The following is a 25,617-nucleotide window of genomic DNA, read 5'->3' as shown; positions in this document are numbered from 1 at the left end:
TAAACGGCCTTTCTTTAACGGTTGAGCACGAAGTTAACAGAGTAAGCGAAGCTAACGCGGTCACCCTACTAACGCACGAGCAGGACTTTAGCGTGACGGCCCGACAATGCGGACCTCAATATTCGAATGGCCAATGGTGATTACGTCACCGTCTTGCAGCAACCAGTTATCCACATTCTCATCATTGACGGTAGTGCCGTTCGTTGACTGCAGATCCGTCAACACCGCATCATGACCATCCCACGTGATCTCAGCGTGCTGGCGTGAAACACCCGTATCCGGCAGGCGGAAATCCGAATCATTGGAGCGGCCAATAATATTCGAACCCTCATGCACCAAGTAGGTGCGCGAGGATCCATCTTGCAACAACAAGCTGACAGCTGGGCCGTGGGCATCGCTAACCGGCTTGACAGAATTAGGTTCGGACATGTCATCCTCCTTGGAGACCTCACTGTGCGAAGTACTGGTTGAACCGGGGATCGGCTGCGCCGAATTTCTCTTTGCTTCCGCGACGATGGCATCAAACCCGCTAGCCACGTCTGGATCCGGATCGATATACGACGAGACGCTGAGCTGGCCGGTACGCAAGCCCGATTCCTCAGCAATCCGCACCACCCCAAACCCAGCAAGAGCCCAACCCTGGTTACGGATATAACGCATCAACTGGTCCGCAAGGCGCTCCGGAAGTTCGCGTTCCTGCGACAGATTCTCAAGGTCCTTCGACGACACACCCACCGCGAACACGTTCGGGGCCATCAGACGCTGCTCCTGCGTTTCGGTGACATTGTCCTGCGCCTCCTGCTTGAGCAGTTCCTCAATCTCAGCAGGCACAACACGGCCACCGAAGATAGCAGCGAAACCATTATCAAGGCCACGTTGTAAACTGCTATCAAACTTGGCTAGGCGGTCCATTAACCCCATCGTCCGCACCTCCTCCCTGAAGTCAGTTGTGCATTGAACATAGATACATTGGACATAGTGGACAGATGTATTCTGTGCCAGTATAGAACCCTTTCCTCCCCGTTACCTACCCAGTCGCTGCAGAATTGGCTGATAACGTCCGAAGAGTCTTCGCTTTTCGACGAAACATGCTGGCGATTTGGCGGTTATTTCGGGCTGAGCTAGGGTTATTTAAGTCGCCCGCCCGGGTGGCGGAATTGGCAGACGCGCTGGCTTCAGGTGCCAGTGTTCGCAAGAACGTGGGGGTTCAAGTCCCCCCCGGGCACCATTAATTATCCTAATCAAGACACCGCTCCATGGTGTCTCGATTTTTCCTTTTGATTGCCCGCATTCTTTTCACTGCCAGCCACTGTTCTTCCGGCTTCACTGTTCTCTTCGTTCTCTTCGGTTGCCAGTTTGTGGTTTTTCTCCGCTAAAAACAGAAACTGACGACCGAAGAGAACAGAGGCCCCCACATCACCGAGCAGGCCGCAAACAGCACGTCAAGGCTCGGCCCCGGGTTCACCTCGTCGGAGTCGGCTTCCTCATACGCTCATACTTAGTTTCACTATCCATCGCCGTTTCCACCACCTCAGTCACCTGAAGCAGGAGATTCGATACGTATTTCTAGCGTCTAATTCTCTTTTAATCGGCGTTGCTAAGGCATGCACTAAAGGGGCTCGTTAAGGTCGATGTGCCTGCTAGCAATGTGCCTGCTAGCAATGTGCCTGCTAGCAATGTGCCTGCAAGATGGCCAGTGCAGATTTAGAGCCGGGGTTGTCCAAGTCGCCTACGTGCGAGGAGTCGAACATGGCTCGAACCCAGAAATCTTTGGCGTCGCGGACCAGCCAAAAACCAATCAGAACAGTCACCCCGAAGGTGATTGCCGAAATTACAGCCGCCACTTCGCGCCCAAAACATCCAAGGCCACCAGCAGCATCGAGTTGCTGTGACGTTCCGTGCAGCACACTCTTGCTGTCATCGCGGGAAGTGAGTCCGGCCCCGGGATAGCTAGAAGGCATGGGTAGTCACTACAGTCGAGGTTATGATCTGGATTGATGCCACTGCCGGGGTCGCCGGCGATATGCTGCTAGGCGCCCTCGTGGACGCAGGGGTTGACATCGCTGATTTGCAGCGCGCCATCGAAGCAGTAATCCCCGACACCGTTGTACTGCGGGCCGAGGAGGTCACGCGCGCCGGGCAGCGCGGGGTGAAAGTGCACGTAGACACGCTTATCGACGACCAGCCCCACCGCACTTGGCGGGACATCAAGGCAATTCTGGCCACCGCTTCGCTTCACGACGATACCCGCGCCAACGCCCTGAGTGTATTCGAGCTGATCGCTGTTGCCGAGGCGAAAGTACACGGCGTGGACCCTGAAACTATTCATTTTCATGAGGTAGGAGCGTGGGATTCTATCGCCGATGTTGTGGGCGTGTGCGAGGGCATGCGCCTGCTCGGTGCTGCTAGTGGTTCTAACTGTTCTGGCCGTGCTGGCGCTCCGGTAGCGTCGTCCCCGGTAGCTCTTGGTTATGGTCGCATTACTGCAGCTCATGGTGATATTCCGGTGCCGGTTCCTGCGGTAGCGGAATTGGCGCTTGGGATCCCGACCATCTCCGGCGAGATTTTGGTGGGGGGAGAGCACGCGCACGGTCATGACCACGGTCATGAGCACGGTCACGACCACGACCACGAACACCACCACGGGCATCCCGTTTCTAAAAATCCTGGTGAGTTGGCAACACCCACCGGGATCGCGCTGGTGAAGCACTTTGCTACAACCTTTGGTCCTCTGCCTAGTGGCGTCAGCGAAAAGATTGGGATTGGTGCAGGGACCAAAGATACCCCGGGCCGAGCGAATATGGTGCGCCTGGTTGTCTTGCAGGCGCCGGAACAGGAGAAGCCGGCGACCCCGAACTCGAATCCCGACACAGGCCGACTGACCCAGCTGGAGGCCAATATTGATGATCTTGACCCGCGAATCTGGCCAGTGGTCGTCGAAAAGCTTCTGCAAGCAGGCGCGAATGATGCGTGGCTGACACCGATAGTGATGAAAAAGGGCAGGCCAGCGCACACAATTCATGTGCTTACCGACGATCCTTCCGCCGTCAAGGACGTGTTGTTTACGCACACCACAACGTTCGGTGTGCGGTCGTGGGAGGTGGAGCGTGAGGGGCTCGACAGGCACTTTGAGGTGGTCGACGTCGATGGACATGAGGTGAAAGTAAAGGTGGGTACGCGTGGGGGAGTGGAAATGACCCGTCAACCCGAGTTCGACGACGCACGCGCTGCCGCCGAGGCACTAGGGTTGCCGGTGAAAGAAGTGCTGCGCCGGGCGGAAAGTAGGGGTGCACAGGTAGTGTTGCTTCAGTGAGTACTGTCCACCAGGTGAACAACCTCCAGCGGCTGAGCACCCATGTGCAACAAAATAGGTTTTACCTACTTTTTGTGCGGGTGGGCCTCATTACGTTTGGGCTGGTCTACGGGCTGCTCGGAATCCTGGTGGCGCAGATCGCGTTTAGCGGAGGGCTGTCGGAAAACCCGGCCTCATTCCACACCGTGCTGGCTGCAGTGGCACGCCAACCATTCGGTCACTTGTTGCTGCTTGTGGCGGCATCAGGCCTCGGGGTGATCGCGGTGTGGCAGGCCATTGAGGCGCTTGTTGGATACGCGCACCTGAAAGGGATTCGGCGGTTCAATCGGCGAATGTCATCAACTGGTCGGGCCGTCATTTATGCGTCGTTAAGTGCCTTCGCCGTGATGATCGCCCTGCAAGTGCCGTTGCGCGGGGCGGATTGGCCAGGGCTTGTCGACGAAGCCCTGTCCCGCCCCGGCGGCCGCCTCACCGTCCTGATCGTTGGTGTTGTGATGATGGGCATTGGGTTCGGGCAGATTGGTCGCGGACTGGGCAGAATCTTTGTGGACGAATTTCGGGGGCCAGTAGCGAAATGGGTGGTGGTCGCCGGCATGATTGGGTACTCGATGCTGGGCTCCTCCCTGATTCTGATTGGTGGGTTGGTGGCGTGGTCGTCGATAAGCGCGGTGCCCGAATATGCCGGCACGATGAATGACGCGGTGCGGTTTCTTGTGGGCCTGCCCCTGGGGCGAGTGATGGGTGCGCTGGTGGCGGCGGGTTTTTGGTCCTTCGCGATGTTCTGCCTGATGTGGTCGACGCAGCCACTGCACGCCACGCATGGTCAAAAGAGCGGTGGTTAGCAGCGGTAGGTCTCATCATTGATCTGCAGCACCATGTGCCTGACCTTCTCGGCAAAAATAGGGCAACCAGCATTGCGAAGTGTCTTCGGCAGATTCACAGCGATCGAAGGGTCAGTCTGCTTCTTAGTTTGCCAGTAGCGCAGTTCATCATGAGAAACCTGCAGGCACAGTTCTGGTGCGGATTCGTACACCAAGCAGAGGAACTCATCGGAGCTTAAGATCTCGAAGGGAAAATCGTCGAGGTTAAGTCCGCGTGAAAATGCTTTGTCGTTGGTGACTAGGTAATCCGTCTGCCCAGCTAACGCGGCATTGACTATGTGGTAATCATGTCCATCGTGGTGGTCGGTGTTAGTGATCTTGTAATCGGTAATCCGCCAGTCCTTCAAGCTCTTTCGAATTCGGTCGAAACGCGCATCAATCGAGCCAGAGGGCTGTTCCGGGCACTTTCGCCGGAGGTTATAGTGGGCTTCTGCCAGAATGTCTTCAGCCCACTGGGATAGAAAAGAGGAACCCCATCCTCTCTGGAGGATGGGTGCAGCTTGAAGAACCAGTCTGTCAGAGTTCGAGAAAACCAGATGTTAGCATCAAAAAGGACGTAGTTACCGGGCACAACCCACATGTCAATACACGCGGGTTGCCGAGGGAACTAATCGAAGATGTCGTCATCGAGAAGGCGCATCTCCTCAAAAGCCTTCTTGGCTTCCGTGTGGCGTTTACGGCGGTAGTCGAATACTGCCTCGGCTTTGATGCGGGTATGGGTGCCTACCTTGAACGAATCAATCTCGCCTTTTTTGATCTTCCTCATCAATGTTGGGCGGGAAATGCCGAGCTGACGAGCAGCCTCCGTAGTGGTGAGGACTTCTGGCAAGCGTGACAAAGTGATCGTTTCCCCGTTTGCCGCAGCGCGAAGCACTGTCTCAATGACGTTTGCGAGCTCGTGTGGGATAGCGCCGTGCGTTAGATCGTGCACGGAACGGTTACTAGAAACGACGTGATCAGCTTGTTCTTGGATTTTCTGGGTCAGTTCAATTTCCGGTGCCACTGTTGTAGCCATGGCCCGTCCTTCCTGTGATGATCTTACACATGCAACTGTAACAGTATTTCAGATATAAGTGCAAGATAGGATGTGGTCGACGCAGCCACTGCACGCCACGCATGGTCAAAAGAGCGGTGGTTGATTCAGTTACCGTGCTGCGATCTGGGCTGCCAAGTGGCCAGCGCCGTACCCGTTATCAATATTGACCACGCCCACACCTGGCGCACACGAGTTCAACATGGTCAACAAAGGAGCAACGCCTCCGGCGCCGGCCCCATAACCCACCGATGTTGGCACAGCCACCACCGGCGCAGACACAAGGCCACCCACCACCGACGGCAAAGCACCGTCCATGCCGGCGGCCACAATAATGACGCCTGCGTCGTGCAGTTTCTGCTCATGTTCCAGCAGGCGATGAATGCCGGCCACACCGACGTCGACAAGCAGCTCCACCGATCGTCCCAGATAGCGGGCAGTCAGCATGGCCTCGCGAGCCACCGGCAAATCAGAGGAACCAGCGCACACCACCAGCACCGACACACCAGAGACTTCCGGTTCGGCCGGGGGCCACACCACCATGCGGGCCACCTCGTCGTAGAGCGCGTCGGGCAGCACACCAAGCACAGCTTCGGCCTGCTCCTGGGAGATACGGGTGAATAGGGTGGGGTAGTCGTCGTTAAGCGCTCCGGCGATCGCCGCAACCTGGGAGACAGTCTTGCCCTCGCAGAAGATGGCCTCGGGGTAGCCACGGCGGCGGACGCGGTCCACGTCTAGGCGTGCGAAATCACCGACTGGGCGGGTGTGCTCCGACATGGGGATCCTTTCAGCGCGAGGATAGGCCCTACTAGTCTAACCGCTACGCCGGGCGGCCCATCTCACGCGGATCAAGTGGGCGGATATGCCCTGCCAGGTGGGGGTTTCCTTCATCGTTGATCACACCGTAGCGCACAGTACCAGCAGCAGTACCAGCAGCAGTTCCAGCAGCAGAATGATCGGTGGCGGTCTCGCGCACGAAGTTCACCGCCGACGGAAGCGGCACGGGCTTTGTGAACTGCACGCGTGTCTCGTACGCCGCGGGCAGCACGTCTTCTTGCTGGGCGAGCGCCCAGGCGTGCGTCCACATGCCGTGGGCGATGGCAGACTTAAATCCAAAGAGTTTCGCGCTGGCGGCCCCGAGGTGGATCGGGTTAAAGTCACCGGTGACCTTGGCGTACTGCCTGCCCAAACCCGCGGGAACCTCGAGGCGGGCGCTCGGCTGGGCATCGGGTACATTTTCGCGCTCGACCTGCACATGCTGGCCTGGGATGTCGTAGCGGGGGATGAGGTAGTCGCTGTGGCCCGCCCACACCAGCTCGCGTCCGGTCTCGACGGTGCACGACATCGTGGTGATAGTGCCCTTGGCGTGGGGATACAGCTGGCCTACCTGCACACCGATGTTGAGTTCTTCGTCGATATGCACGGGACGGAACTGCCGCATCAGGTTAGCCACGTGCACCGTGCCCAAGACGGGGAAGGGCCAGTCGCGGCTGGACATGATCTCGGTTTGCAGGGCGAAGGTTTGCACGTGCAGCCAGGTGGCCGGCACGTACTCACTACGGTCAAACCCACAAAGGTCCTGGTAGGCAGCCAAGTTGGCCTTGTCTTGGGTGAAGCCAGCTATCCGGGTGCCGGCCACGGGTGCGCCCGACCACGCTGGTTTACGGCTCGCGGTGGGGCGCAAAGCTGTGGCGAAGAACCGTGCCTGGCCTGCTACTTTCTTCAGCGCGCCCGGAGCGCTGCGGGATGTGGAGCTGAACATGGCTGTCTCCTTACTGTCCGATCAGGTTTTGGCCACACACGCGCACGATCTGGCCATTGATGCCGCCGGATGCGGGCCGGGCAAGGTAGGCGATGGTTTCGGCGACGTCCACGGGGCGCCCACCTTGGCTCAGGCTGTTGGTGCAGCGGAAAATTTCGCGGCTGACATAGGGGATGGCGGCGGTCATGTCGGTCTCAATAAATCCGGGCGCCACAGCGTTGGCGGTAAAGTCGCCGCTGAGCGTTGCCGCCAGCGATTGGGTATAGCCGATCACACCGGCCTTACTTGCTGCGTAGTTGGTTTGGCCTTTCTGCCCGGCAATTCCGCTTGTCGACGCAATCCCAATGATTCTGCCCCCATCGGCGAATCCGCCCGCATTATCGCCTGAACTGTCACCTGCATGGTAGGCGTCTAGCAGGTCGGCGTTGATCGCCATTTCGGCTTTGAGGTTGATGTCAATCACTTGCTTCCACTTGGCTTCATCGAGGTTGGCCAGCAGCTTGTCGCGGGTGATACCGGCGTTGTGCACAATGGCCCATAAGTGGGCGTTGTCCCCGTGTACGCTGCGGATGTGGTTGCGTATCGACTTCGCTGCCCCCGCAGCCGTGATGTCTAACTGGAGGGCGGAACCACCAATTTCCACAGCCACTTTGGCCAAGGCCTCGCCGGCGGCGGGCAGGTCCACGGCCACCACGGTGGCGCCGTCGCGGGCAAAGGTGCGGGCAATGGCCTCACCAATCCCGCGTGCTGCGCCGGTGACCACGACGATGCGCCCGGCAAAAGGTTGTGGCTGATCGGCCACCTCCGTAGGGGCGGCGCCCACTTCCCACGTCTGGCCTGACACAAACGCTGAGCGCCCACTGATTAAAAAGTTCATGCTAGAGGCAAGGTCATGCTCGGTGGTTTCGGGGCGCACCCGGATCAGGTTGGCGGTAGAACCTGCGCGTAACTCCTTGCCGATGGTGCGCATCAGCCCATCAAGTGCGGTAGCCACGGCACGTGCCTCATGGCCCTCAGCGTCGCCCGGTGCCGGGCCAAGCAGGATCACACGGCCCGATTTTTCCAGGTCATGCATTGCTGGGCGCAGCACGCTGCGAATCTTTTCCAGCTGGTCAAGCTTGACCATGTCGGTGGCATCCACCACCACAACGCCGGGGCGGGTGGGGTAGCTTGCTACCTTTTCCTTCCCGTTATCGACAGTGGTGCGGGTGGCGGGCTCGTCGAAAAGCGGATCGATGGGCGTGATCCCGCATAGTGCGAGCGTGCGCGCGCTTAACGACGAAGCCCCTGTCACCGCTAGAACTACCTTGCCGGCGGGGAGGATGTCGCCGCGGCGCAGCTTCGGCGGATCAGATAAGCCCAACTGTTTGGTGGCCAGACGGCCCGGGCCAGAGGTGAGGATGGTCTCTAGGATGTTCATGATGTTGCCTCCAGAAGTGCAACGACGCCTTGGCCGCCAGCAGCGCAGATGGAGATCACGCCACGGGTGCCAGGACCTGTGGAATGCAGGCGCTTGGCCAGGCTGGCCACGATGCGCGCACCGGTGGCGGCGAACGGGTGGCCGGCAGCCAGGGATGAGCCGTCGGGGTTAATGCGGTCAGGATCGATAGTGATGCCCTGCTTCTTCAGGGCGTAGACATGGCTGAGAACAGTGGCGGCGAACGCCTCGTGGAACTCGAATACCGCGATGTCATCCGCGGTTAACCCGTTGCGTTCCAGCAGCACCGGCAAAGCCCGAACCGGGGCCATGAGCAGGCCGTCAGTCCTCGGATCACCGCCTACAAAATCGACGGCTGCCACTTGAGCATCGACGAATTTGGCCAGCGGTTGCCAGCCACGCGATCTGGCCAAGGCCTCGTCGGCAAGCAGTACTGCCGCGGCACCGTCGGTCAGCGCTGTGGAATTTCCGGCGGTCATGGTCTCGCCGAAGACGGGCTTGAGCGAGGCTAACTTCTCCAGGGTTGTGTCGGGCCGCACGACGTTGTCGCGAGTCAGGCCCTTAAACGGCGTGACCAGGTCATCGAAAAAGCCGGAATCCCACGTAGCGGCGAGGCGCTGGTGGCTGGCTAACGCGAGCTCATCTTGCGCCTCGCGGGAGATCTGGAGGGCGGCTGTGGTTGCGGCCTGAGAGGCACCCATTGATAGCCCTGTGCGCGGCTCTTCCACCTTCGGTGGATTCGGCGCGAGGTGGCTCGGCCGCAGTGCGGTGAGTGCTTTGAGTTTGTCCTGAGGTTTTTTGGCCTGGCTGACGCGCAGGAGGACTTTGCGTAGGCCGTCGGACACGGCGATCGGGGCGTCTGATGCCGAATCCACGCCGGCGGCGATACCAATCCCGGCCTGGCCGAGCCGAATCTTATTGGCCAGGTAGACGGTGGCCTCCAGGCTGGTCGCGCAGGCCTGGCCCAGGTCCACGGCCGGGGTATGCGGATCCAGCGCGGTGCCGAGTACGGCCTCGCGGGTGAGATTGAAATCTTTGGAGTGCTTGAGCACGGCGCCGCCGGCGACTTCGTCGAGGGTTTCGCCGGCCAGCCCGAAGCGTGCTACCAGACCGTCAAGTGCGGCGGTGAGCAGTTCGCTTGCCGACGATCCAGCGTATGCCGTTCCCGTGCGGGCGAAGGGGGTGCGGTTACCCCCGATGATGACGGGGGAGTGGGTGAAATCTGTCATGGTTTTGCCTTTGTTCTTGGAGATCAGTTGGGTGTTTTTCTCGCTTATTCACTGTGTGTGACTCATGTTACATGATACTCAAAGTATATGATACCCTCAGTTTCATGAACGAAATGAAGGTGACACCAGACGGGCGCTCCACCCGCTGGGAAAAGCACCGCCAAGAGAAGAGAGAACAGCTGCTCGCGGACACAATTAGAGCCCTCCGTAAGCACGGCGCCAGCGTGCACATGGACGCCATCGCCGACACCGCCGGCACCTCCAAGGCCGTGTTTTACCGGCACTTCACCGACCGCGCCGGGCTCTGGTCCGCAGTGGTGGCCCGCACGGTCGAATATATTTACCGCCACCTGCCATTAGCGCCTCGCCCAACCACTCCTTTACCCCGCCTCGTTCATGATCTTGCAGAGACGTACCTCACGCTCGTCGACAAGGACCCCGCAGTCTACGCCTTTGTCACCACAACTCCTGATGCCGCTATCGGCGACGGCGCAGACCCTGTAGTCACCCTCACTGCCCTGATCGGAGAGCGGTTGGCCCAACTCCTGCGGGAGCATGGGTTTGAGCAACGCAGCGACATCATCGCCCAAGCCATCGTCGGCGCCATCTGGGCAGTGACAGACCGTTGGGTGGCCACCGGTCAGATCAAGCCCAAAGACGAGATACTTGCCGCCCTCGACGAATTGTTCACCCCATACCTAAATTCCGAAACCAGCAATTGAAAACCAGCAATTGAGCACCAGCAGTGAGAATGAGTGAGAAGGAGAAGAACAATGAGCATGCACGGACCCGCCCTCCGCCGGGCTCTCGACGGAGCACACCACGACACCAAGCAACGCTTCCGCACCGAACTGACCCCAGATATCGTCGTGCGGCCCTATGACCAAACGATGGACCAAGCCCGCCAGTGGACATTTGAGTCCCTGAAAAAACTATCGAAGATCGGCTACAGCAAAGTGGGCATGCCCGAAGGTTTGGGTGACGGGGCACCCATGGCCAGCTCAATTGCCGCCTTCGAAATTCTCGCCATGGGCGATCTTTCACTAACTGTAAAAAGCGGAGTCCAGCAGGGCCTGTTCGGAGGAGCGGTGCTCAACTTGGGCAATGAGCAGCAAATTGAGAAGTGGATGCCGGGAATTATCGCCTGTACCATCCCGGGCTGCTATGGCATGACTGAGCTTGGCCGGGGCAGCGATGTGCAATCGTTAGGCACAACGATCACATATATGCCAGACGACGATGAGTTTGAAATCCACACCCCCACCCCACAGGACCGCAAAGCATACATCGGCAACGCCGCCAACCACGGCGAACTAGCCGCCATATTTGGCCAGCTCATCGTAGGCGACGAAAACCACGGGGTGCACTGCATCATCGTGCCCGTCCGCGACGAGTCCGGCCAGCCCAGGCCCGGTGTCACCCTCGGCGACCACGGCCTGAAAGGTGGCCTGCTTGGCGTGGATAACGGCACCATCTCTTTCGATCACGTGCGCGTTCCACGCTTCAACCTGCTGGACCGCTACGGCACTGTTGATGTCAACGGCCAGTACCAGTCGCCCATCGACAACCGCGGAAAGCGTTTTTACACCACCCTGTCTACGCTGGTGCGCGGCCGAATCTCGGTGGGTGGGGCAGCTGCGTCCGCTACCCGGCGGGCACTGGTGATAGCCACCCGCTACGGGTTGAGCCGCACTCAATTTGCTACGAGTACCGGCGAACCGGTGACCATCCTGGAGTACCAAGCACACCAGAAAAAGCTCATCCCACAACTGGCATTCGCCTACGCGATGGGCTTTGCGCAAAACCGTGTGATGGAACACTTCCAACAAGTCCGCGACGGCGCCGACGAGAAAACCACCCGTTCCCTCGAGGCCCGCGCCGCCGGACTCAAAGCAGTACAGACACGCTGGGCCAACGACACTATTCAGGTCTGCCGAGAAGCCTGCGGCGGCGCCGGGTACATGGCAGAAAATGGGCTGACCACCCTGCGTGGAGACGCGGACGTGTTTGCCACATTCGAAGGCGACAACACCGTGTTGTTCCAGCTTGTGGGCCGCTCCTTACTTGCTGAGTTCCAGTCCAGCTGGAAAGACTTAGACATGATCGAGGCCGCACGCCGTTCCGCGGCTCTGGTTGGCAACCGCCTGTTAGAACGCACCACCGCTACCGCCACCATTGATCGCCTCGTTACCGCAGCTCAAGGCAAGAAGGGTGATGACATTCTGCTGGCCCGTGGCTGGCATGTCGAAATGTTGGAGTTCCGCGAAAAACGCATCATCGAATCATTGGGCTTGCGCATGCGCGACGTGCTAAAAATGCCGAAGGAGGAGCAGTTCACCGGATTCAACGCCTGCCAAAACCACCTCATCGCGGCGGCGAAGGCGCACATGGATCGCGTAATCCTGGAGGCATTCATCGGTGGTATTGATGAAACTGCGGAGGGCCCCGCCCGTGACCTGTTGATCAAGCTGTGTGACCTCTACGCGCTCAGCGTGATCCGTAAGCATCGGTCCTGGTTCCTCGAGCGCGGACAGATCGACGGCGCACGCTCCCGCGCGCTGACCGCCACCGTGGAACGCCTGTGCGCGGAGCTCACCGTCAACGTCGACGACATCATCGATGGCCTCGGCGTACCAGAACAGTGGCTCAACTCAGCGTTTGTTCAGTAGCAGAACTAGATCGAACTAGGTCGAACTAGGTCGAACATCGCATTCCTTAGTTCGAAGTCCTCAGTTCGCATTCCTTAGTTCGAAGTCCCCTACCCACTTCGTCTATCTGCATAAACTTTAAAGGCAATCGTCTCGGAAAAGCTAGAATGCGAACCGAGGAATGCGAACCGAGGAATGCGAACCGAGGAATGCGAACACCGCTAGTCCCTGCGTTCCTCATCAGCGCCGACGTATTTTAGTTTGTCTTTCAGCTGGTCTTTGAGCGACTTCATGGCCTCCAGCGTCATAGCCCCGGACTGAATCCCCTTCAAATCCACCGTGGCGTAGGTGAAGCCCAGCTCGCGGGCAGACTCCACAATGCGCATCGCCACCGCCGGGTCAGCGGCGCGCGCCATCTCTTCCGGCAACAACTCGATGCGCGCAATCTTCTCATGATGCCGCACACGCGAATCTGAAAAGCCCAGCTCATAGAGGGTCAGTTCGAGGCCCTCAATCTGGGCGAGCTTCTCCCGGTTCACTTCCAACCCATGCGGCACCCGCGACGCCAAACATGGTGCCGCCGGCTTATCCGCCACCGGCAACCCAAAACCGCGCGCAATCTCGCGCACATCGGCCTTGGTCAAGCCAGCAGCAGCAAGCGGGCGTAGCACCCCATGTTCTGTGGCAGCGCGCGCGCCGGGGCGGTCGATGCGCTTTGCGTCATCAGCATTTTCGCCGTAGGCGACAGCTTCCAGATTGTGCTTATCGACGACCGACTGGTCGATCACCTCAAACATTTCGTTCTTGCAAAAATAACACCGGTCAGTGGTGTTTTCTTGGTAGGCCTCGATCTCATCCTCATGGGTTTCCACCTCAATCACCTCAGCGCCAATCAGCGCTGCGGTGTCACGCGCCATCGCCCGCTCACGGGCCGCGAAACTAGCCGAAATCGCCGTGATCCCCAGCGTGCGCTCGTGCCCCAGCAGGTAATGGCACACCGCCAGCAAGGCGGCAGAGTCCACCCCTCCTGAATAAGCCACACCGATCCGACCGGTCGTCGGCAAGTGCGGCGCAACCTTATCAATCAACGCACGAGTAGCAGGATCAGGCTGGAGCAAAGACATGGCTACCACTTTAGGTCTACTCCCCCTTTAGGGGGAGTAGGCGATGCATACACCTTGCCCGCTGTGTGCGTGGGGTCCCATTAGCTTTCTGGACAATCTTAACCGGCCCAGCAGGTGGCGCTTTTTGGGCAGGCCGATTTTCCTCGACAATGACTCGGTGCAACGCCAAGGCAAAGCCATCCTGGACATCTCTGAACTGAAAGGGATCTACGGTGGCGCGCCCGAGTTTGCCCAGGCACGCCACGAGGCAGAAGAAGCGGTGCGCGATAAGTGCCCTGCAACAATGTGAAACTCCTAGCTCCTGCGCCTTTTAGTTCGTACAATGGAATAACTCACGTTAGCCCTATTTGAGCGAGATAGACCACATTGAAAGGACTTCACTATGTCTGCAGAACGTCCATGGATGGATGAATCCCTGACTGATCGCGAGCGCGCCGAGAAGCTCGTGGAAAATATGACGCTGGAGCAGAAGATCGCCCAGCTGCACGGCGGTATGAAAACCGTCAACATTTACGCGGCTGCCAATGAGCCCGAAGATGAAGAAGCCATGGAGCAGCTGGCCACCCAGATTAACGTGGAGCGCCACGTGAAGGCCCTGGATGAGCTGGGCATTCCGCGTGTCCGCATCACCAACGGCCCCGTGGGTGTGGGCATGGGTGACGGTAATGACGCGCCGCACGCGACCGCGCTGCCGATGACCATCGGCGTTGCTGCCTCCTTCGATACCGAGTTGGCCTACGAGTACGGTGATGTCATCGGCCAGGAAACCGATGACGCCGGCCAGCACGTTCTTGAGGGTCCGGCTGTGAACCTGCACCGCACTACCACCGCGGGCCGCAACTTCGAGTACTTCTCGGAGGATCCGTACCTGTCTGGTGCGATGGGCGTGGAGATCACCAAGGCAATCCAGTCGCATGACATCATCGCGATGGGCAAGCACTACGCGGTCAATGACCAGGAGTATGAGCGTTTCCGCACCAACGTGGAGGTCGATGAAGTTCCGCTGCGCGAGCTGTACTTGCTGCCGTTTGAAATGCTGGTGAAGGACGGCAAGATCGCCTCTATCATGTCCGCGTACAACCGCGTGCGCGGCGACTACGCCACAGAGAACCGCTATTTGCTTAACGACGTCTTGCGCCGCGACTGGGGCTTCGAGGGTTATGTGCAGTCGGACTTCTGGTCCACCCGTTCCTGCGCCGCCTCTATCAACGCTGGCCTGGACCACGAGATGCCGGATGCTAAGTGGCTGAATGAGGAAAACATCAAGGCAGCGCTTGAGGATACCTCTCTGGAGATCGAGCTGGTCGACCGCGCCTTGGTGCGCCGCTACACCCAGATGTTCCGCTTCAACCACTTTGATCGCGAGTACAACCCGGTCGATATCGATGGTGAGAAGCACGGCAAGATCGCTCGTCGTATCGGCGCGCAGATGGCTGTTTTGTTGAAGAACGACAAGAACGTGCTTCCTTTGGATCCGAATGCGAACAAGAAGGTGCTCATTGTGGGCCAGGATAGGTTCGCCGAGCGCGCTTGCCAGGGTGGTGGTGGATCCTCCAAGGTTAAGCCGATTTACACTGTTGCCCCGCAGCCAGGTATGCAAGACGTGTTGCAGGAGCTGGGTAGTGATGCGCAGGTGGATTTGTTCGTCGTTGAGCGTGACCTATCCAACTTGGATGACGCGGTTGCCGCTGCGAAGGATGCGGACCTGGTGGTTGTGATGGCCGGCCTGATCGCCACCGAGGGCGCAGACTCCAAGACCATGCAGATGCCACACCAGCAAAATGAGATGATCCCGGCTCTGTTGGCTGCCAATGACAACAATGTTGTGGTGCTGAAGTCGTCTGCACCGATGGTCATGCCGTGGCTGGACCAGGCCGCGACCGTGCTCGAGGTGTGGAACCAGGGCGTGGAAGACGGCCACGTTGTCGCTGACCTGCTGTTTGGTAAGGTCAACCCGTCCGGCAAGGTGCCTACTACCTACCCTGCGCGTGATGAAGACTGGATTGGCCACAATCATCCAGAGCGTTACCCAGGCACCAACGAAGGTGAGGGCTACAACACCATTCGCTACACGGAGGGCCTTGAGATGGGCTACCGCTGGTTCCAGGCGAATAATGTGAAGCCGGCGTTCGCGTTCGGGCACGGCTTAAGCTACACCACTTTCGAGCTTTCCGACGTTTCCGCCTCCGGCTCCAAGGATGGTGTGAAGGTGACGGCGAAGGTGACCAACACCGGTGACGTTGCTGGTGCTGAGGTTGTTCAGGTGTACCTGGGCATCCCGGTTAATGGCCAGCCACCGAAGCGCTTGGTTGGTTTCAAGAAGGTTTACCTGGAGCCTGGTGCTTCTGAGACTGTTGAACTGAACGTCGATGCAGCAGCCACCAACCACCCGCTGGGCGTGTGGGATATTGTGGCGCATGACTTCGTGGTCCCATCCGGCGAGTTCACCGTCTACGTGGGCACCTCTTCTGAGGACAATTCCTTCGTCGAAAAGTTCACAGTGTAGAGCCCACCGCCTGGCGGCCGCCTTTCGGTGGCCCCTCTTTAGCGCGCACTATTCGGTCGACAAATCTCAGTTCTCCCCCAGCGGAGGCGGGATTTGTCGACCGAATGGTGCATTTTTGGTTGCCAATCATCGACCACCATGTCGTGCTTCTGGTTGTGGTGGGGACCGGGTGGGCGTCGTTAAGCAAAAAACCTAAAGTGGGACCCATGCGTGGTGTAAGGGTTGAGCCGGGGCCTGGTGTGCCGGAAGGGTTGGTGATTCCGGCGGCAGATCTGACGGAGAGGTTTGCGCGGTCGTCCGGTCCGGGTGGCCAGAGCGTGAACACCACTGACAGTAAGGTGCAGCTCAATCTCGATATTGAGCAATGCAGTGTGCTGAGTGAAAAGCAGAAATTGCGCGCGATAAAAAATCTTGGCACCACTGTGCTCACCGTAGAAGCCTCCACCCAGCGTTCCCAGCTTCAAAACCGGAATGAGGCGAGGAAGCGACTGGCCAGCCTGTTGCGCGATGCCCTGGCACCGCCCCCGCCGCCGCGGAGGAAAACAAAGCCGACGCGAGGGTCGGTGCGGCGCAGGCTAGATGCGAAGCGGCGACGTTCTGAGATCAAGAAGCTGCGTCGGCCTCCGCTATAGCCAGGAAGAATAGCTCGAATTAATTCCGTGGGAAGGGGTTCGTGTCTGACGTAAAACCTATTTCCGGCGCAGAGGGTTTTCTAACTTGAGGAGGCGCTCTACGAGTAGGTCTACTGCGGTGGGGACGTCGTTTGGTGGTTCAGCGTGAAAAGGTTCTGGCTTTGAAACAGGACTAGGGCACATTATGAATGCCAGATAAGAAATTGACTCAAAAGGCTAAGAAATTCTAAGGTAGATGCCAGTTTTATGGTCCATCCTAGTAAAGTACTGCGGGGAAACCCGTTTGATGAAGTCCATTTGAAATAGGAGTTTTTATGCGAACCAACAGGGTGAAGAGGCTGAGCGCCACTATTGTCTTCACTATTGGGCTTAGTACTGCTGGTGTTAGCCCTGCCGTAGCTGACTCGGAGCACCCGGAAGCACAGCAGGCTTCCCTGTCATCCCTGTCATCGTCGTCGACGCCGACATCATCGTCGGTATTCGACTGGTCCTGGGATTTCTTGAAGTTTTGGGAATGGTGGTCGAAAAGTGATGATTCCAATAAAGGGCACGCTTCCGAAGGGCGTGTAAGGCCAGCGGTTCGCGACGCATCCGGTGGAGAGGTTGTTGTTGGTAACGTAGCGCTTACTTCCGACGAAGCTCGGATGCTTGAGTTACTCAATAATCACCGTGAGGCGCATGGGGTGCAGCCGTTGAAGGTGGACCAGCAGTTGATGGACCAGTCGCGCGAGTGGTCGGGCGTGCAGGCGCGGGAAAATCGTATGTACCACGGTGACTACAACGTGTTTGAAAACGTTGCGATGAACTGGAGTGGTGATCCAGACCAGTTCTTCAACATGTGGAAAAACTCCCCAGGCCATAATCGCAACATGTTGAATTCAAGTGTGACAAAAGCTGGTTTCGGCTCTGCAGATTCTTCAAATGGCTCCAGCTACGGCACCATGCAGTTGATGTGGTAATCGCAATTTAGGCAGACTAGTCGAGTTTTCCCGCAACTGGATTTGTCTAGGTTCGTCTATCGTCGATGAGCGCGTCGGCGCTGAAAGGTGACGTAGGGGGGGCGGGAGTCTACAGTGACCTCGAGTGGCCCAGGTGGATCCAAGGAAACGGATGGCATTCTGCGGATCCACTAAACGTACTTCACGGGGTGGGCAAAACGGGGGTAGGCATTGGGTGGGGTCTTTGTGGGGCATTTACCTGCTGAACATGAATTTGTCAGGAGAATGGCGAAAAAAGAGCAAACTTTCAGCTAACTCTTGATTCTTTGGCAGCGCCACAATAAGGTAAGGTTAACCTGGGTGAGGTTAGGCTACCCTTACTTTAGGGTGAGTTCACTCAAGGTTCCCGTTTCTGGTCAGATAAGTCTTCGAGTACATCTTCGAGAAGCGCCTTTAGTTTCCGGTGTCCACAATCGCTGTGAAACGCAGCACGAAGACTTGGTGTGGCTAGATGTCCTGTCGTTCTATTCATATGAGGAAACATGAAAATCCGTCCCCTCGGCAAGCGTGCTATTGCAGCGCTTGTCTCCGCTTCCTTGATCACCACCGGTGTTTCAGCCACCGTTTCTCCTGTCGCTACGGCTCAAACCTCCGTTGACGGCAAAACACCTCGCGGCAATGCTGAAGGCCTTGGCGATGGTGTACTCAATCCCATTCAAGATGCTCTTGCCGGCGGTGAAATCACCATCACTGGATCGGGTTTTAAACCACGCACCAGTGACACTGCGTTTATCGGGCTGAAGATTAATGACGGCGGTACTGAGCCGTTTAAGCAATGGCCCGAGCAAACCGCCCCAGGCCTCGATGTATCACCCGCAGATACCCTGAATTTGACCCGAGAAGCTCTGCCAGATGCCGATGGAAACTTGAATGTCACCGTCAAGCTTCCTAAGGACATGGAGCCAGGCGCGTACTGGATCCGTGTCCTGGCCGGAGCCGATGGCGATACTGCAGGAATGATCAGCAAGTACCAGTGGTTCAACGTGGTCGAAGAGCCTGCTGCCCCCGCACCGGGCGAGGAGCCACCGGCTGCTGATAACTCAGAGGGAACCATCTCCAGTGCAACCACGCGCGGAACCCTGGTTGATGTTGAGGCCACTGGATTTACCCCAGGAGAGAAAATCACCGGTACTGTTAAGGGCGAGTCCGTGCGCTTTGGTGCAGGTCGCCGTGCAACCGACGAGATTGAGGCTGGTGCCACCGGCAACGTCAGCGCCGTAGTCAACCTCGGCAGAGTTAGTGTCGTTGCTGGTGAAGAAGCTGAGCTGGTCCTCACTGGCAGTGATAGTGGTACCGAAGCGAAGACCACGATCGTTGGCACCCCGAGCATTTCTGCAAGCACCGATGTAGGTCGCACACCGGCACTGGGAAGTGCTGCCACGATCACAGTTTCCAACCTGCCAGAAGGCACAACCTTGCAGGGAGTAGGTCTCGTCGGGGAAGACGTTGAACTGCTTAGTGATAGCCAGAAAGGCACCGCTACCGAAAAGCGGGAAGAAAAACAGCACGACGGAACTGTGCGCGTGTTCGATGAGATCACGGTCGAAGGCGTTCAAATTCCAAATGACAACAAACTGCTGTTCAAGGAACTGACCGTCACCGTGGCTCTGCCAGGTGTAGCTGAGCCGGTAACTTACGATTCCGGCCAGCAGCTAACCCCTTCAAACGTCAAGTTTGGTGAAGAGCAGTTCAACATCACCAAGGGATACCTGCCGTCTGGTCTTTACCAGACTGCCTACTCCGAAAAGCGTAACTCCGTGTATGTGACCCGTTCGGTAGGGCGCCCACCGATCAAGGAGTCCACGCTATACAAGCTGGATGCAGACACCCTAGAAATCCAGGCTGAGGCAACTCCAGAAGAAACTGACTATGGGCGTGGTGGCCTCTGGGCCGCATATGGCGTTGGCCTTGATGATGAGCGTGGCCTGGTGTGGATTACTAACACCCGCCAAAACACGATCGCTGTGTATGACGCTGACACCCTTGAACTGAAGAAACAATGGCCAGCTGATGCTGTCCACCACTCTCGTGATGTGATCGTCGACCAGCAAACTGGTAAGGCATATGTGTCCTCCCCGCGCTATGGCTCGGGTCTGATCACCGTCTTCGACGGCAATGATCTCGAGGCTGAACCAGAAAAGATCATTATCGACGATTTCATTGACACTATGGCACTGGACATGAACCAGGACACTGGTGACCTATACACGGTGTCCCTGGTGGAAGCTAAAGTGGCCAAGATTGAAACCCGCAACGGCAATAAGGTAACCGTTTGGGACAACTTCAAGGACGAGCAGATTGTCCGCGGCTCCGGCATTGCATACGAGGCAAAGCGCAACCGCCTACATGTTAGCTCCCAGGGCTCCGCGAATAATCTCGTCATCGATGCAAAAACCGGTGAGGTTATCAAGGACATTCCTACGGGTGCAGGTGCACTGAACTCTGAATACAGCCCGCAGGATGATGTGGTTTACGTCACCAACTTCGGTGGCGATACCATCACCGTCATCGATGCTGAAACCCTCGAAATCATCGCCAACCTTGATGGCGGAGGTGCGCGCGTCAACCACGTCTCCCTTGGTAAAGACGGTGCCGTCTACGTGGTCAACAAAGCCGATGTCACCAATGAAGACGGTAAATCAGGCTATAACCAGATAACCAAGCTCAGCCTGGCGGATGGTGCGCCAGCGCCAAAGCCTGGCGACAAAGATAAGCCTGGCGACAAGGATAAGCCTGGCGACAAGGATAAGCCTGGCGACAAGGATAAGCCTGGCGACAAGGATAAGCCTGGAAGCTCCAACGATCAGGCCTCGTCGAAGCCGGTCATAGCGGTTGGTGCTGTCGCCGCCGTTGTCGCTGCAGCAGCTGGGATTATCGGATTCCTGCTGCATGCAGGAGTCATTCCTAAGCAGTTCATTCCCCAGCCAATCATTGAGCTGTTAAACCTCTAAAGCAAGATATGGGACGATATCGCTCGGGCTATTGGCTCCAATTGCCGGTAGTCCGAGTGATTGTCGAGGGGGCCAATATTCACCCGCAGTAATTCTCAACTGCGGGGTGATTAGAAAATTCAAACGACATAACCAAATATTTACCGCCATCAACTAATCAACAAGAACAAAAGCTGTTATTGGAGTAAAAATGAAAATCCTTCTCACTGCAAAACGCGCAATCGTCATAGCGGTGTCTGTCCCGCTGATAGCTACAGGCACTTTCGTTACCGAAGCTCCTATCTCCTTTGCGCAAGCTGAGACAACGTTTACTAAATCTGTCACGGGTGAGGTACCACGCCAGGTAGACCTTGGGCCAGGAACCATTAACCCGATCCAGCCCGTTGTCCAGGGCGATGTGATGACAATATCTGGCACAGGGTTCAACCCCAGAAACTCCGAACAGGCATTTTTATCATTTAAACTCAACGATGGAGTCAATCTTCGTTTTGAAGATAATCAAGCCGGAACGGACGTTGTTGAAGTAGATGGTAGCGGTACGGCCTATTTCAACGCACCCAACGTGCCACAAGCTGACGGATCCTGGCAGGGAACGTTGAGAATTCCTGCAGATCTTCAGCCTGGCGCTTATTGGGTTCGCGTGCTGAGCGGAACTGATGGCGATCCTGCTGGGCCAATCTCTAAGCTCGCTTGGTTTGAAGTTCTAGAAAACGATGGCACGACACCACTTTATGAACCTGATGTCACTGTTACTGCACAAGGATTCGGCGCAAGTCTCCAAGTGAAAGGTTTTCAGCCAGGAGAAACGGTGACAGCTACGATCAAAGGTCAACCCGCCAAGTTCAGCGACGGAGAGCAATCCGTGACGGCTGGACCCGAAGGCAGTTTTCAAACTGCTCTCGACCTCACCGCCACCCCAGTCCTGGCAAATGAACAAGCAGAACTTGTGCTAACCGGCTCTAAAGGAACCGTGAAGAATTCTCGCTTTCGTGGTAGCCCAGAAATCAGCGTGAACACTCCACACGGTTCCGGCATTCCACTAGGATCCACAATCACTCTCACCGTGCGCAATGTTCCACCTACTACGTCAGTGGACAATATGGGCGTGCTGGGAATTAACCTCATCGAGGATCACCCGGACCGTTCAAATGCTGTTGCTAGCGCGGCAGGTACGGTCTCTATCCTCGACATTAAAATTCCGGTGAAGGAGGAGCTACTTGGCCAAGAAATGGCAGTGATGTTGAGATTGCCTGGGGAAGATCGCAATCGCCGATACGATTCGGGTCTCACCTTTACCGCTGCGCAGAGTCAACCAAGCCCAGCGCCTCAGCCTGACCCAGGTACGAAGCCAAACCCAGACCCTGGCACTCAACCAGGCGGATCGTCGTTAAGTTCAAACGAGGAAGGGAACAACGACACGCAATCGTCGAAAGGTTTAGGAATTGCTGGAGGGATTCTGGCCGTTCTAGGAATTCTCGCTGCAATCGCCGCCAGCCAAGGACTACTGCCACTGCATCTCCTGCCTTTCTAAATGCCATCTGCCAGCAGGCAGCCAACGCAGGCAACCACTACTGTGAGGAATGACCGAACAATGAATAAAGAACGCTTTACGCGTCGCTCTTTTCTGAAACTGCTCGCTGTGAGCACAGCAGTGGCAGGGTTAGCCTCATGCTCAGACACCGGAACATCCGTAACAGCCACAGGTGCAACCCGCACCATGGTGGACGTTGAAGGAACAACAGTTGAGGTACCAGACAAACCGCAAAGAATCGTGACGTTGTCTGAGCCCACGCTTGATGCGGTCCTAGCATTAGGGCACACACCAGTAGGTACTGTTGCCGGACGTGGACAGCAAACCGTTCCCTCTTACCTCATGGATAGGGCAGCTGACATCCCTCTACTAGGCTCCGTATCCCAGCTCAACTTCGAAGCGATTGGAGCGGTCCAACCTGACCTCATCCTTGTTGACGGCACATCAGTAAACAACAACCCGCCCATTGTTGAAGCCTTGCGAGAAATCGCGCCTACTGTATACACCGGTTATGCAGGAGGAGATTGGCGCAAAAACCTTGGATTCGTTTCGCAAGCTCTTAACGAAGAAGGTGAGGGAGAAAAGGTCGTCGAAAAGTACGAAAAACGAGCGGAAGAAATGAAAAAGCAACTTACTGCTTACCACAACGACACCTTTGCTATTGTTCGCTGGCAGGGCAACGCCCCATCGCTCATCCTGAAGGAATTGCCGGCCGGGCGCGCTCTTGAAGATATCGGTTTGAAACGTCCACCCTCCCAAGACCGGTTAGGCCGCGGGCACTCCTGGCCAGTGTCCGCAGAAAATATTGCTGAGATCGATGCCGACTACATGTTTTTCGGCACTCTGGGCGGCTCCTCTGTGACCAACCCCGAAGCAGGTGGCGATGCCGACCGCGCAGCCGCAGAAGACGCACTGCGTGTAGCTATCCAAGTCCCCGGTTTTACTGACCTGACTGCCTACCAGAAAAACCACATCATCCCAGTCGATGGGGCTGCCTGGACATCAACTGGGGGCCCACTTCTGATGAACCGCATCCTCGACGATGTTGAAACCAACCTCCTATAAATGCTCGTAACCCCTACGCTCTACGAAAGACCATGAAACGCCAAACAAGTCACCGCATCCGCCACATTCTCACACCGCTCCTTGCTCTGCCTCTTATTCTCACCGCCTACACTCCGGTTGCCCAAGCTGAGGAAGACATTCAACCTGATGAAACGTTGCTGGAGGAAGACAGCCAGCTGGCGGAAGATGCTCAGCTGGCGGAAGATGCTCAGCTGGCGGAGGATCTCCACCAAACCACCGCCGATCTCCTAGGTGATGCTTCTCAGCGAACGGTGACGTTCACCCTGAAAGACGCACACGGTCACGAAGTGTTGGGGGCAAACGGGCAACCCCAAATCGCCACGTTGACCTATGACGAGAATATTGAATCAGGTGGCAATATCGTCGTGACCGGAACAGGGTGGACTGGAGGTTCAGCAAACCAAGGGTCATCCGTGGTGGTCAAGGCACGAACGCTCACACCAGTTGTACTGCCAGGCGATGAATCCCAAACTGTGTACCTGGCCAATGACTACGCCCGGAGTGGAGGTGACATTAAAAACCATCCAACAGCCAATGTGCCAGACCCGTCACTGTGGCAAGTTATCCAAGCGGATGAGAATGGTGATTTCACCGCCACGATTGATTTGCCTTCCAATCTCGAGGCCGGGCAGCATTTCGTTTTAAACTTTGCTTCCGGCCTGCACAGTTGGGATATTCAGCGGACCTTAACCACATCTCCGCTGGTAGTCAATGGCACACGGTGGGCAAGTGATCGGCCCCAGGTGGAATGTGTTACTAACTCCCGGCCGAATGCGACAGCTGCCGAGTTTTCTGAAGACGGATTCCTCCACGTTAGTGGGGAAGGTTTCTGTAACGCCCACTCTGGTGGTGTAGTGGTCTCGGTGAAACTTGATGGGGGCGCAATTTCACGGTTGGATGATAGCCTGCATTCAAACCGTACGATTTGGTACTTCGTCGCATCTGACCCGGAGACCGGCACGTTCGATGCAAAAGTGCCACTGCCAGATGGAACCAACAGTGGTGATTTAGGCTCTACACCTGTCTTCTCCGACGGGTTACACAGTGTCCAGTTCCTCACAGGTTCGCTTAACGACGGTGACCCGATCTTTACAAAAGCCGTGCCTTTCATCCACGGCGAGTACAAGCCGAATCAGCCACCGCTTCCGGTTGTGCCCACGTCTCTTCAGGGCCCTTCAGGGGGCGGGGTGACCGCCCGGGTAACGGGGCCTACCGTGGAAGTGACCATTCCGGCTGCGAGCCGAGGTGACTGGGTATATGCGTCGATCTACCGTGGTTCGGACTACCGGATTCCATGGCAGGGTGAGTGGTTCCAAGCCGACGCGGACGGTACTATTTCTTTGCCTACAGAGGGCAAGACTTTTCTGCCTGGGGAACTTAAGCTCTTAGTGCAAAACGGTAACTATGGTGAAGACGCAACTGGTGAGCCGTACTTTGGTCAGGTTTATGGTTGGGACACGGTTGTGCTTAACGACGGCCACGGCAACGTTCCTGTTTCCGATGGCGGCAAAACCGGTGACACTAGCGGCGGCGGTAATCGCCGTCAAGGCGAGAAGCCTAAACAAGGTAAACAGGGCACTGGAGGACAAGCACCGTCACGAAGCCAGCAAATTCAGGGCATAGCTACTGAAATTGGGGCACTTGAGCGCTCGATTAAAGATCTGGATAAGCAGGTCGCAGCTACACGTCCAGAAGCTGCCAAGAACGGTCGTACCACCGCAAACAACCAAAACAACCAAAACAACCAAACAAATACGCCACATAACAATCAGGGTGGTGCAACTAACAATCGGCGAAATGGTGGTGGCAATGTTGAAGAGATTATCGAGATCACTGAAGTTATCGGTGGCGGGGCCACTGGAAACTCCTCGCCAGCACAGCGGTCTACAGCTTCACGTGGTGGTTCACAAGCTACAGGCGGTGGCAATAATGCCTCTGCGACTCCCGCCCATGCAAGTGGAAACGGCAACACTCAAACGAAGAAGCCAAAGCCAGACTTTGTTCCTGATTCCACGGTGAAGGATGCTGGTGAACTCGATGATGGCAATATCGGCGATATTCAAGGAACTCTTGATGATGACTTTTACCTCACGGTGACCTCGGAGACGATGAAGCCAGGTGACTGGGTCTATGTTTATGGTTATTCGCCGGAGCAGATGGACTATGGCTGGCAACAGCTTGATCAGAATGGCCAGCTAGTTATTGATGTTGCGAATCTGGGAGATGGCGAGCACAAATTTGAAATCCTGGACTCCAACGGTGACCTGATCGGTTGGACTGGTGTTTCGTTCAGCAGTGGGGACACCGTAGGGACCGTGCCGGAAAATGGTGAGGGCAGTACTCTTATTGCGTCAATGCCTACAAGCATTGAAGGAAAGCTCATGACGTTGAGTGATTGGCTGATTATTTTGGTAGCTCTTGCTGTTGTCAGTGCTATGGGGTTGGGGAGCTACGCCTGGAAAGCGGCTGGTAATCGCCGTTAAAC

General features: G+C 56.9%; 21 protein-coding genes and 1 tRNA gene. 13 read left to right on the top strand and 9 right to left on the bottom strand.

The genetic code is table 11. The features are described 5' to 3' along the window. Nucleotides 1–87 precede the first annotated feature (87 nt). Nucleotides 88–921, bottom strand: coding sequence for a DUF3662 and FHA domain-containing protein (locus CKV99_RS12350; protein WP_092259517.1), 834 nt, complete (start codon nucleotides 919–921; stop codon nucleotides 88–90). A 221-nt stretch (nucleotides 922–1,142) separates the two neighbouring features. Between CKV99_RS12350 and CKV99_RS12345 the strand changes: the two genes are divergently transcribed. Further along, nucleotides 1,143–1,228 (top strand) — tRNA-Leu (locus CKV99_RS12345). A 442-nt stretch (nucleotides 1,229–1,670) separates the two neighbouring features. Here CKV99_RS12345 and CKV99_RS12340 read toward each other — a convergent pair. After that, on the bottom strand, nucleotides 1,671–1,961 hold the full coding sequence (locus CKV99_RS12340; RefSeq protein WP_143063447.1) for a hypothetical protein: 291 nt from the start codon (nucleotides 1,959–1,961) through the stop codon (nucleotides 1,671–1,673). Between the two features lie 23 nt (nucleotides 1,962–1,984). Between CKV99_RS12340 and larC the strand changes: the two genes are divergently transcribed. Together larC and CKV99_RS12330 are read left to right on the top strand one after the other, a co-directional pair. Beyond that, on the top strand, nucleotides 1,985–3,313 hold the full coding sequence (gene larC / locus CKV99_RS12335; RefSeq protein WP_092259523.1) for a nickel pincer cofactor biosynthesis protein LarC: 1,329 nt from the start codon (nucleotides 1,985–1,987) through the stop codon (nucleotides 3,311–3,313). Next, a complete protein-coding gene (locus tag CKV99_RS12330; RefSeq protein WP_092259526.1) occupies nucleotides 3,310–4,155 on the top strand; it encodes a DUF1206 domain-containing protein in 846 nt (281 codons plus the stop codon). Before larC ends, CKV99_RS12330 begins: the two co-directional genes overlap by 4 nt. Here the strand turns inward: CKV99_RS12330 and CKV99_RS12325 are convergent. The 6 genes from CKV99_RS12325 to CKV99_RS12300 all read right to left on the bottom strand — a co-directional run bounded on the left by CKV99_RS12325 (nucleotide 4,152) and on the right by CKV99_RS12300 (nucleotide 9,656). Then, the gene (locus CKV99_RS12325) at nucleotides 4,152–4,541 is read right to left on the bottom strand and encodes a hypothetical protein (RefSeq protein ID WP_092259529.1); all 390 of its coding nucleotides are present in this window, start codon (nucleotides 4,539–4,541) and stop codon (nucleotides 4,152–4,154) included. The genes CKV99_RS12330 and CKV99_RS12325 overlap by 4 nt on opposite strands. Nucleotides 4,542–4,801: 260 nt before the next feature. Beyond that, nucleotides 4,802–5,209 carry a helix-turn-helix domain-containing protein gene (locus CKV99_RS12320; RefSeq protein ID WP_092259531.1) on the bottom strand — a complete coding sequence of 136 codons (408 nt, stop codon included), beginning with the start codon at nucleotides 5,207–5,209 and terminating at the stop codon, nucleotides 4,802–4,804. 129 nt (nucleotides 5,210–5,338) lie between these two features. Further along, entirely contained in the window at nucleotides 5,339–6,004 is a 666-nt protein-coding gene (gene larB / locus CKV99_RS12315; RefSeq protein ID WP_092259534.1) for a nickel pincer cofactor biosynthesis protein LarB, read from the bottom strand. Nucleotides 6,005–6,047: 43 nt separating this feature from the next. Next, the gene (locus CKV99_RS12310) at nucleotides 6,048–6,989 is read right to left on the bottom strand and encodes a MaoC family dehydratase (RefSeq protein WP_092259537.1); all 942 of its coding nucleotides are present in this window, start codon (nucleotides 6,987–6,989) and stop codon (nucleotides 6,048–6,050) included. A 10-nt stretch (nucleotides 6,990–6,999) separates the two neighbouring features. Further along, entirely contained in the window at nucleotides 7,000–8,409 is a 1,410-nt protein-coding gene (locus tag CKV99_RS12305; RefSeq protein WP_092259539.1) for a 3-oxoacyl-ACP reductase, read from the bottom strand. Next, nucleotides 8,406–9,656: an acetyl-CoA C-acetyltransferase gene (locus CKV99_RS12300; RefSeq protein ID WP_092259541.1), complete on the bottom strand. Its 1,251-nt coding sequence runs from the start codon at nucleotides 9,654–9,656 to the stop codon at nucleotides 8,406–8,408. The genes CKV99_RS12305 and CKV99_RS12300 overlap by 4 nt, the downstream gene beginning before the upstream one ends. Nucleotides 9,657–9,760: 104 nt before the next feature. Here CKV99_RS12300 and CKV99_RS12295 point away from each other — a divergent pair, with 104 nt between their 5' ends. Further along, nucleotides 9,761–10,378, top strand: a complete 618-nt coding sequence (locus tag CKV99_RS12295; protein WP_169872640.1) for a TetR/AcrR family transcriptional regulator — start codon at nucleotides 9,761–9,763, stop codon at nucleotides 10,376–10,378. A gap of 51 nt (nucleotides 10,379–10,429) precedes the next feature. Continuing rightward, nucleotides 10,430–12,325, top strand: a complete 1,896-nt coding sequence (locus tag CKV99_RS12290; protein WP_092259545.1) for an acyl-CoA dehydrogenase family protein — start codon at nucleotides 10,430–10,432, stop codon at nucleotides 12,323–12,325. 200 nt (nucleotides 12,326–12,525) lie between these two features. Here CKV99_RS12290 and larE read toward each other — a convergent pair whose 3' ends face one another. Beyond that, nucleotides 12,526–13,428 (bottom strand): ATP-dependent sacrificial sulfur transferase LarE, encoded by a 903-nt coding sequence (gene larE / locus CKV99_RS12285; RefSeq protein WP_092259548.1) that lies wholly within the window; start codon nucleotides 13,426–13,428, stop codon nucleotides 12,526–12,528. 124 nt (nucleotides 13,429–13,552) lie between these two features. Here larE and CKV99_RS14395 point away from each other — a divergent pair, with 124 nt between their 5' ends. From CKV99_RS14395 to CKV99_RS12250, 8 genes are all read left to right on the top strand, one after another. Next, nucleotides 13,553–13,717, top strand: a complete 165-nt coding sequence (locus CKV99_RS14395) for a hypothetical protein (protein WP_157728468.1) — start codon at nucleotides 13,553–13,555, stop codon at nucleotides 13,715–13,717. Between the two features lie 93 nt (nucleotides 13,718–13,810). Then, the gene (locus CKV99_RS12280; RefSeq protein WP_092259550.1) at nucleotides 13,811–15,934 is read left to right on the top strand and encodes a beta-glucosidase family protein; all 2,124 of its coding nucleotides are present in this window, start codon (nucleotides 13,811–13,813) and stop codon (nucleotides 15,932–15,934) included. Nucleotides 15,935–16,140: 206 nt separating this feature from the next. Further along, nucleotides 16,141–16,566 carry an alternative ribosome rescue aminoacyl-tRNA hydrolase ArfB gene (gene arfB, locus CKV99_RS12275; RefSeq protein WP_092259605.1) on the top strand — a complete coding sequence of 142 codons (426 nt, stop codon included), beginning with the start codon at nucleotides 16,141–16,143 and terminating at the stop codon, nucleotides 16,564–16,566. A 314-nt stretch (nucleotides 16,567–16,880) separates the two neighbouring features. Next, nucleotides 16,881–17,525 carry a CAP domain-containing protein gene (locus tag CKV99_RS12270; protein WP_092259552.1) on the top strand — a complete coding sequence of 215 codons (645 nt, stop codon included), beginning with the start codon at nucleotides 16,881–16,883 and terminating at the stop codon, nucleotides 17,523–17,525. Nucleotides 17,526–18,046: 521 nt separating this feature from the next. Further along, nucleotides 18,047–20,515, top strand: coding sequence for a YncE family protein (locus CKV99_RS12265; RefSeq protein ID WP_092259554.1), 2,469 nt, complete (start codon nucleotides 18,047–18,049; stop codon nucleotides 20,513–20,515). A gap of 190 nt (nucleotides 20,516–20,705) precedes the next feature. Further along, nucleotides 20,706–22,046, top strand: a complete 1,341-nt coding sequence (locus CKV99_RS12260) for a hypothetical protein (RefSeq protein ID WP_092259556.1) — start codon at nucleotides 20,706–20,708, stop codon at nucleotides 22,044–22,046. A gap of 60 nt (nucleotides 22,047–22,106) precedes the next feature. Beyond that, complete coding sequence (locus CKV99_RS12255) at nucleotides 22,107–23,111, top strand: ABC transporter substrate-binding protein (protein WP_092259558.1); 1,005 nt, start codon at nucleotides 22,107–22,109, stop codon at nucleotides 23,109–23,111. 32 nt (nucleotides 23,112–23,143) lie between these two features. Further along, complete coding sequence (locus CKV99_RS12250) at nucleotides 23,144–25,615, top strand: hypothetical protein (protein WP_092259561.1); 2,472 nt, start codon at nucleotides 23,144–23,146, stop codon at nucleotides 25,613–25,615. The last annotated feature ends 2 nt before the right edge of the window (nucleotides 25,616–25,617 follow it).

This window comes from Corynebacterium cystitidis (genome assembly GCF_900187295.1).
GTDB classification, from domain to species: domain Bacteria; phylum Actinomycetota; class Actinomycetes; order Mycobacteriales; family Mycobacteriaceae; genus Corynebacterium; species Corynebacterium cystitidis.
Note: the sequence above shows the minus strand (reverse complement) of the source record. Positions and strands in the feature narration are given on the sequence as shown.

Coding starts and splice junctions, on each gene's coding strand:
- larE (WP_092259548.1), bottom strand. CDS start 13,428: ATGTCTTTGCTCCAGCCTGATCCTGCTACTCGTGCGTTGATTGATAAG.
- CKV99_RS12280 (WP_092259550.1), top strand. CDS start 13,811: ATGTCTGCAGAACGTCCATGGATGGATGAATCCCTGACTGATCGCGAG.
- CKV99_RS12310 (WP_092259537.1), bottom strand. CDS start 6,989: ATGTTCAGCTCCACATCCCGCAGCGCTCCGGGCGCGCTGAAGAAAGTA.
- CKV99_RS12270 (WP_092259552.1), top strand. CDS start 16,881: ATGCGAACCAACAGGGTGAAGAGGCTGAGCGCCACTATTGTCTTCACT.
- CKV99_RS12320 (WP_092259531.1), bottom strand. CDS start 5,209: ATGGCTACAACAGTGGCACCGGAAATTGAACTGACCCAGAAAATCCAA.
- arfB (WP_092259605.1), top strand. CDS start 16,141: ATGCGTGGTGTAAGGGTTGAGCCGGGGCCTGGTGTGCCGGAAGGGTTG.
- CKV99_RS12300 (WP_092259541.1), bottom strand. CDS start 9,656: ATGACAGATTTCACCCACTCCCCCGTCATCATCGGGGGTAACCGCACC.
- CKV99_RS12305 (WP_092259539.1), bottom strand. CDS start 8,409: ATGAACATCCTAGAGACCATCCTCACCTCTGGCCCGGGCCGTCTGGCC.
- CKV99_RS12265 (WP_092259554.1), top strand. CDS start 18,047: ATGAAAATCCGTCCCCTCGGCAAGCGTGCTATTGCAGCGCTTGTCTCC.
- CKV99_RS12340 (WP_143063447.1), bottom strand. CDS start 1,961: ATGCCTTCTAGCTATCCCGGGGCCGGACTCACTTCCCGCGATGACAGC.
- larC (WP_092259523.1), top strand. CDS start 1,985: ATGATCTGGATTGATGCCACTGCCGGGGTCGCCGGCGATATGCTGCTA.
- CKV99_RS12255 (WP_092259558.1), top strand. CDS start 22,107: ATGAATAAAGAACGCTTTACGCGTCGCTCTTTTCTGAAACTGCTCGCT.
- CKV99_RS12260 (WP_092259556.1), top strand. CDS start 20,706: ATGAAAATCCTTCTCACTGCAAAACGCGCAATCGTCATAGCGGTGTCT.
- CKV99_RS12250 (WP_092259561.1), top strand. CDS start 23,144: ATGAAACGCCAAACAAGTCACCGCATCCGCCACATTCTCACACCGCTC.
- larB (WP_092259534.1), bottom strand. CDS start 6,004: ATGTCGGAGCACACCCGCCCAGTCGGTGATTTCGCACGCCTAGACGTG.
- CKV99_RS12350 (WP_092259517.1), bottom strand. CDS start 921: ATGGGGTTAATGGACCGCCTAGCCAAGTTTGATAGCAGTTTACAACGT.
- CKV99_RS12290 (WP_092259545.1), top strand. CDS start 10,430: ATGAGCATGCACGGACCCGCCCTCCGCCGGGCTCTCGACGGAGCACAC.
- CKV99_RS12295 (WP_169872640.1), top strand. CDS start 9,761: ATGAACGAAATGAAGGTGACACCAGACGGGCGCTCCACCCGCTGGGAA.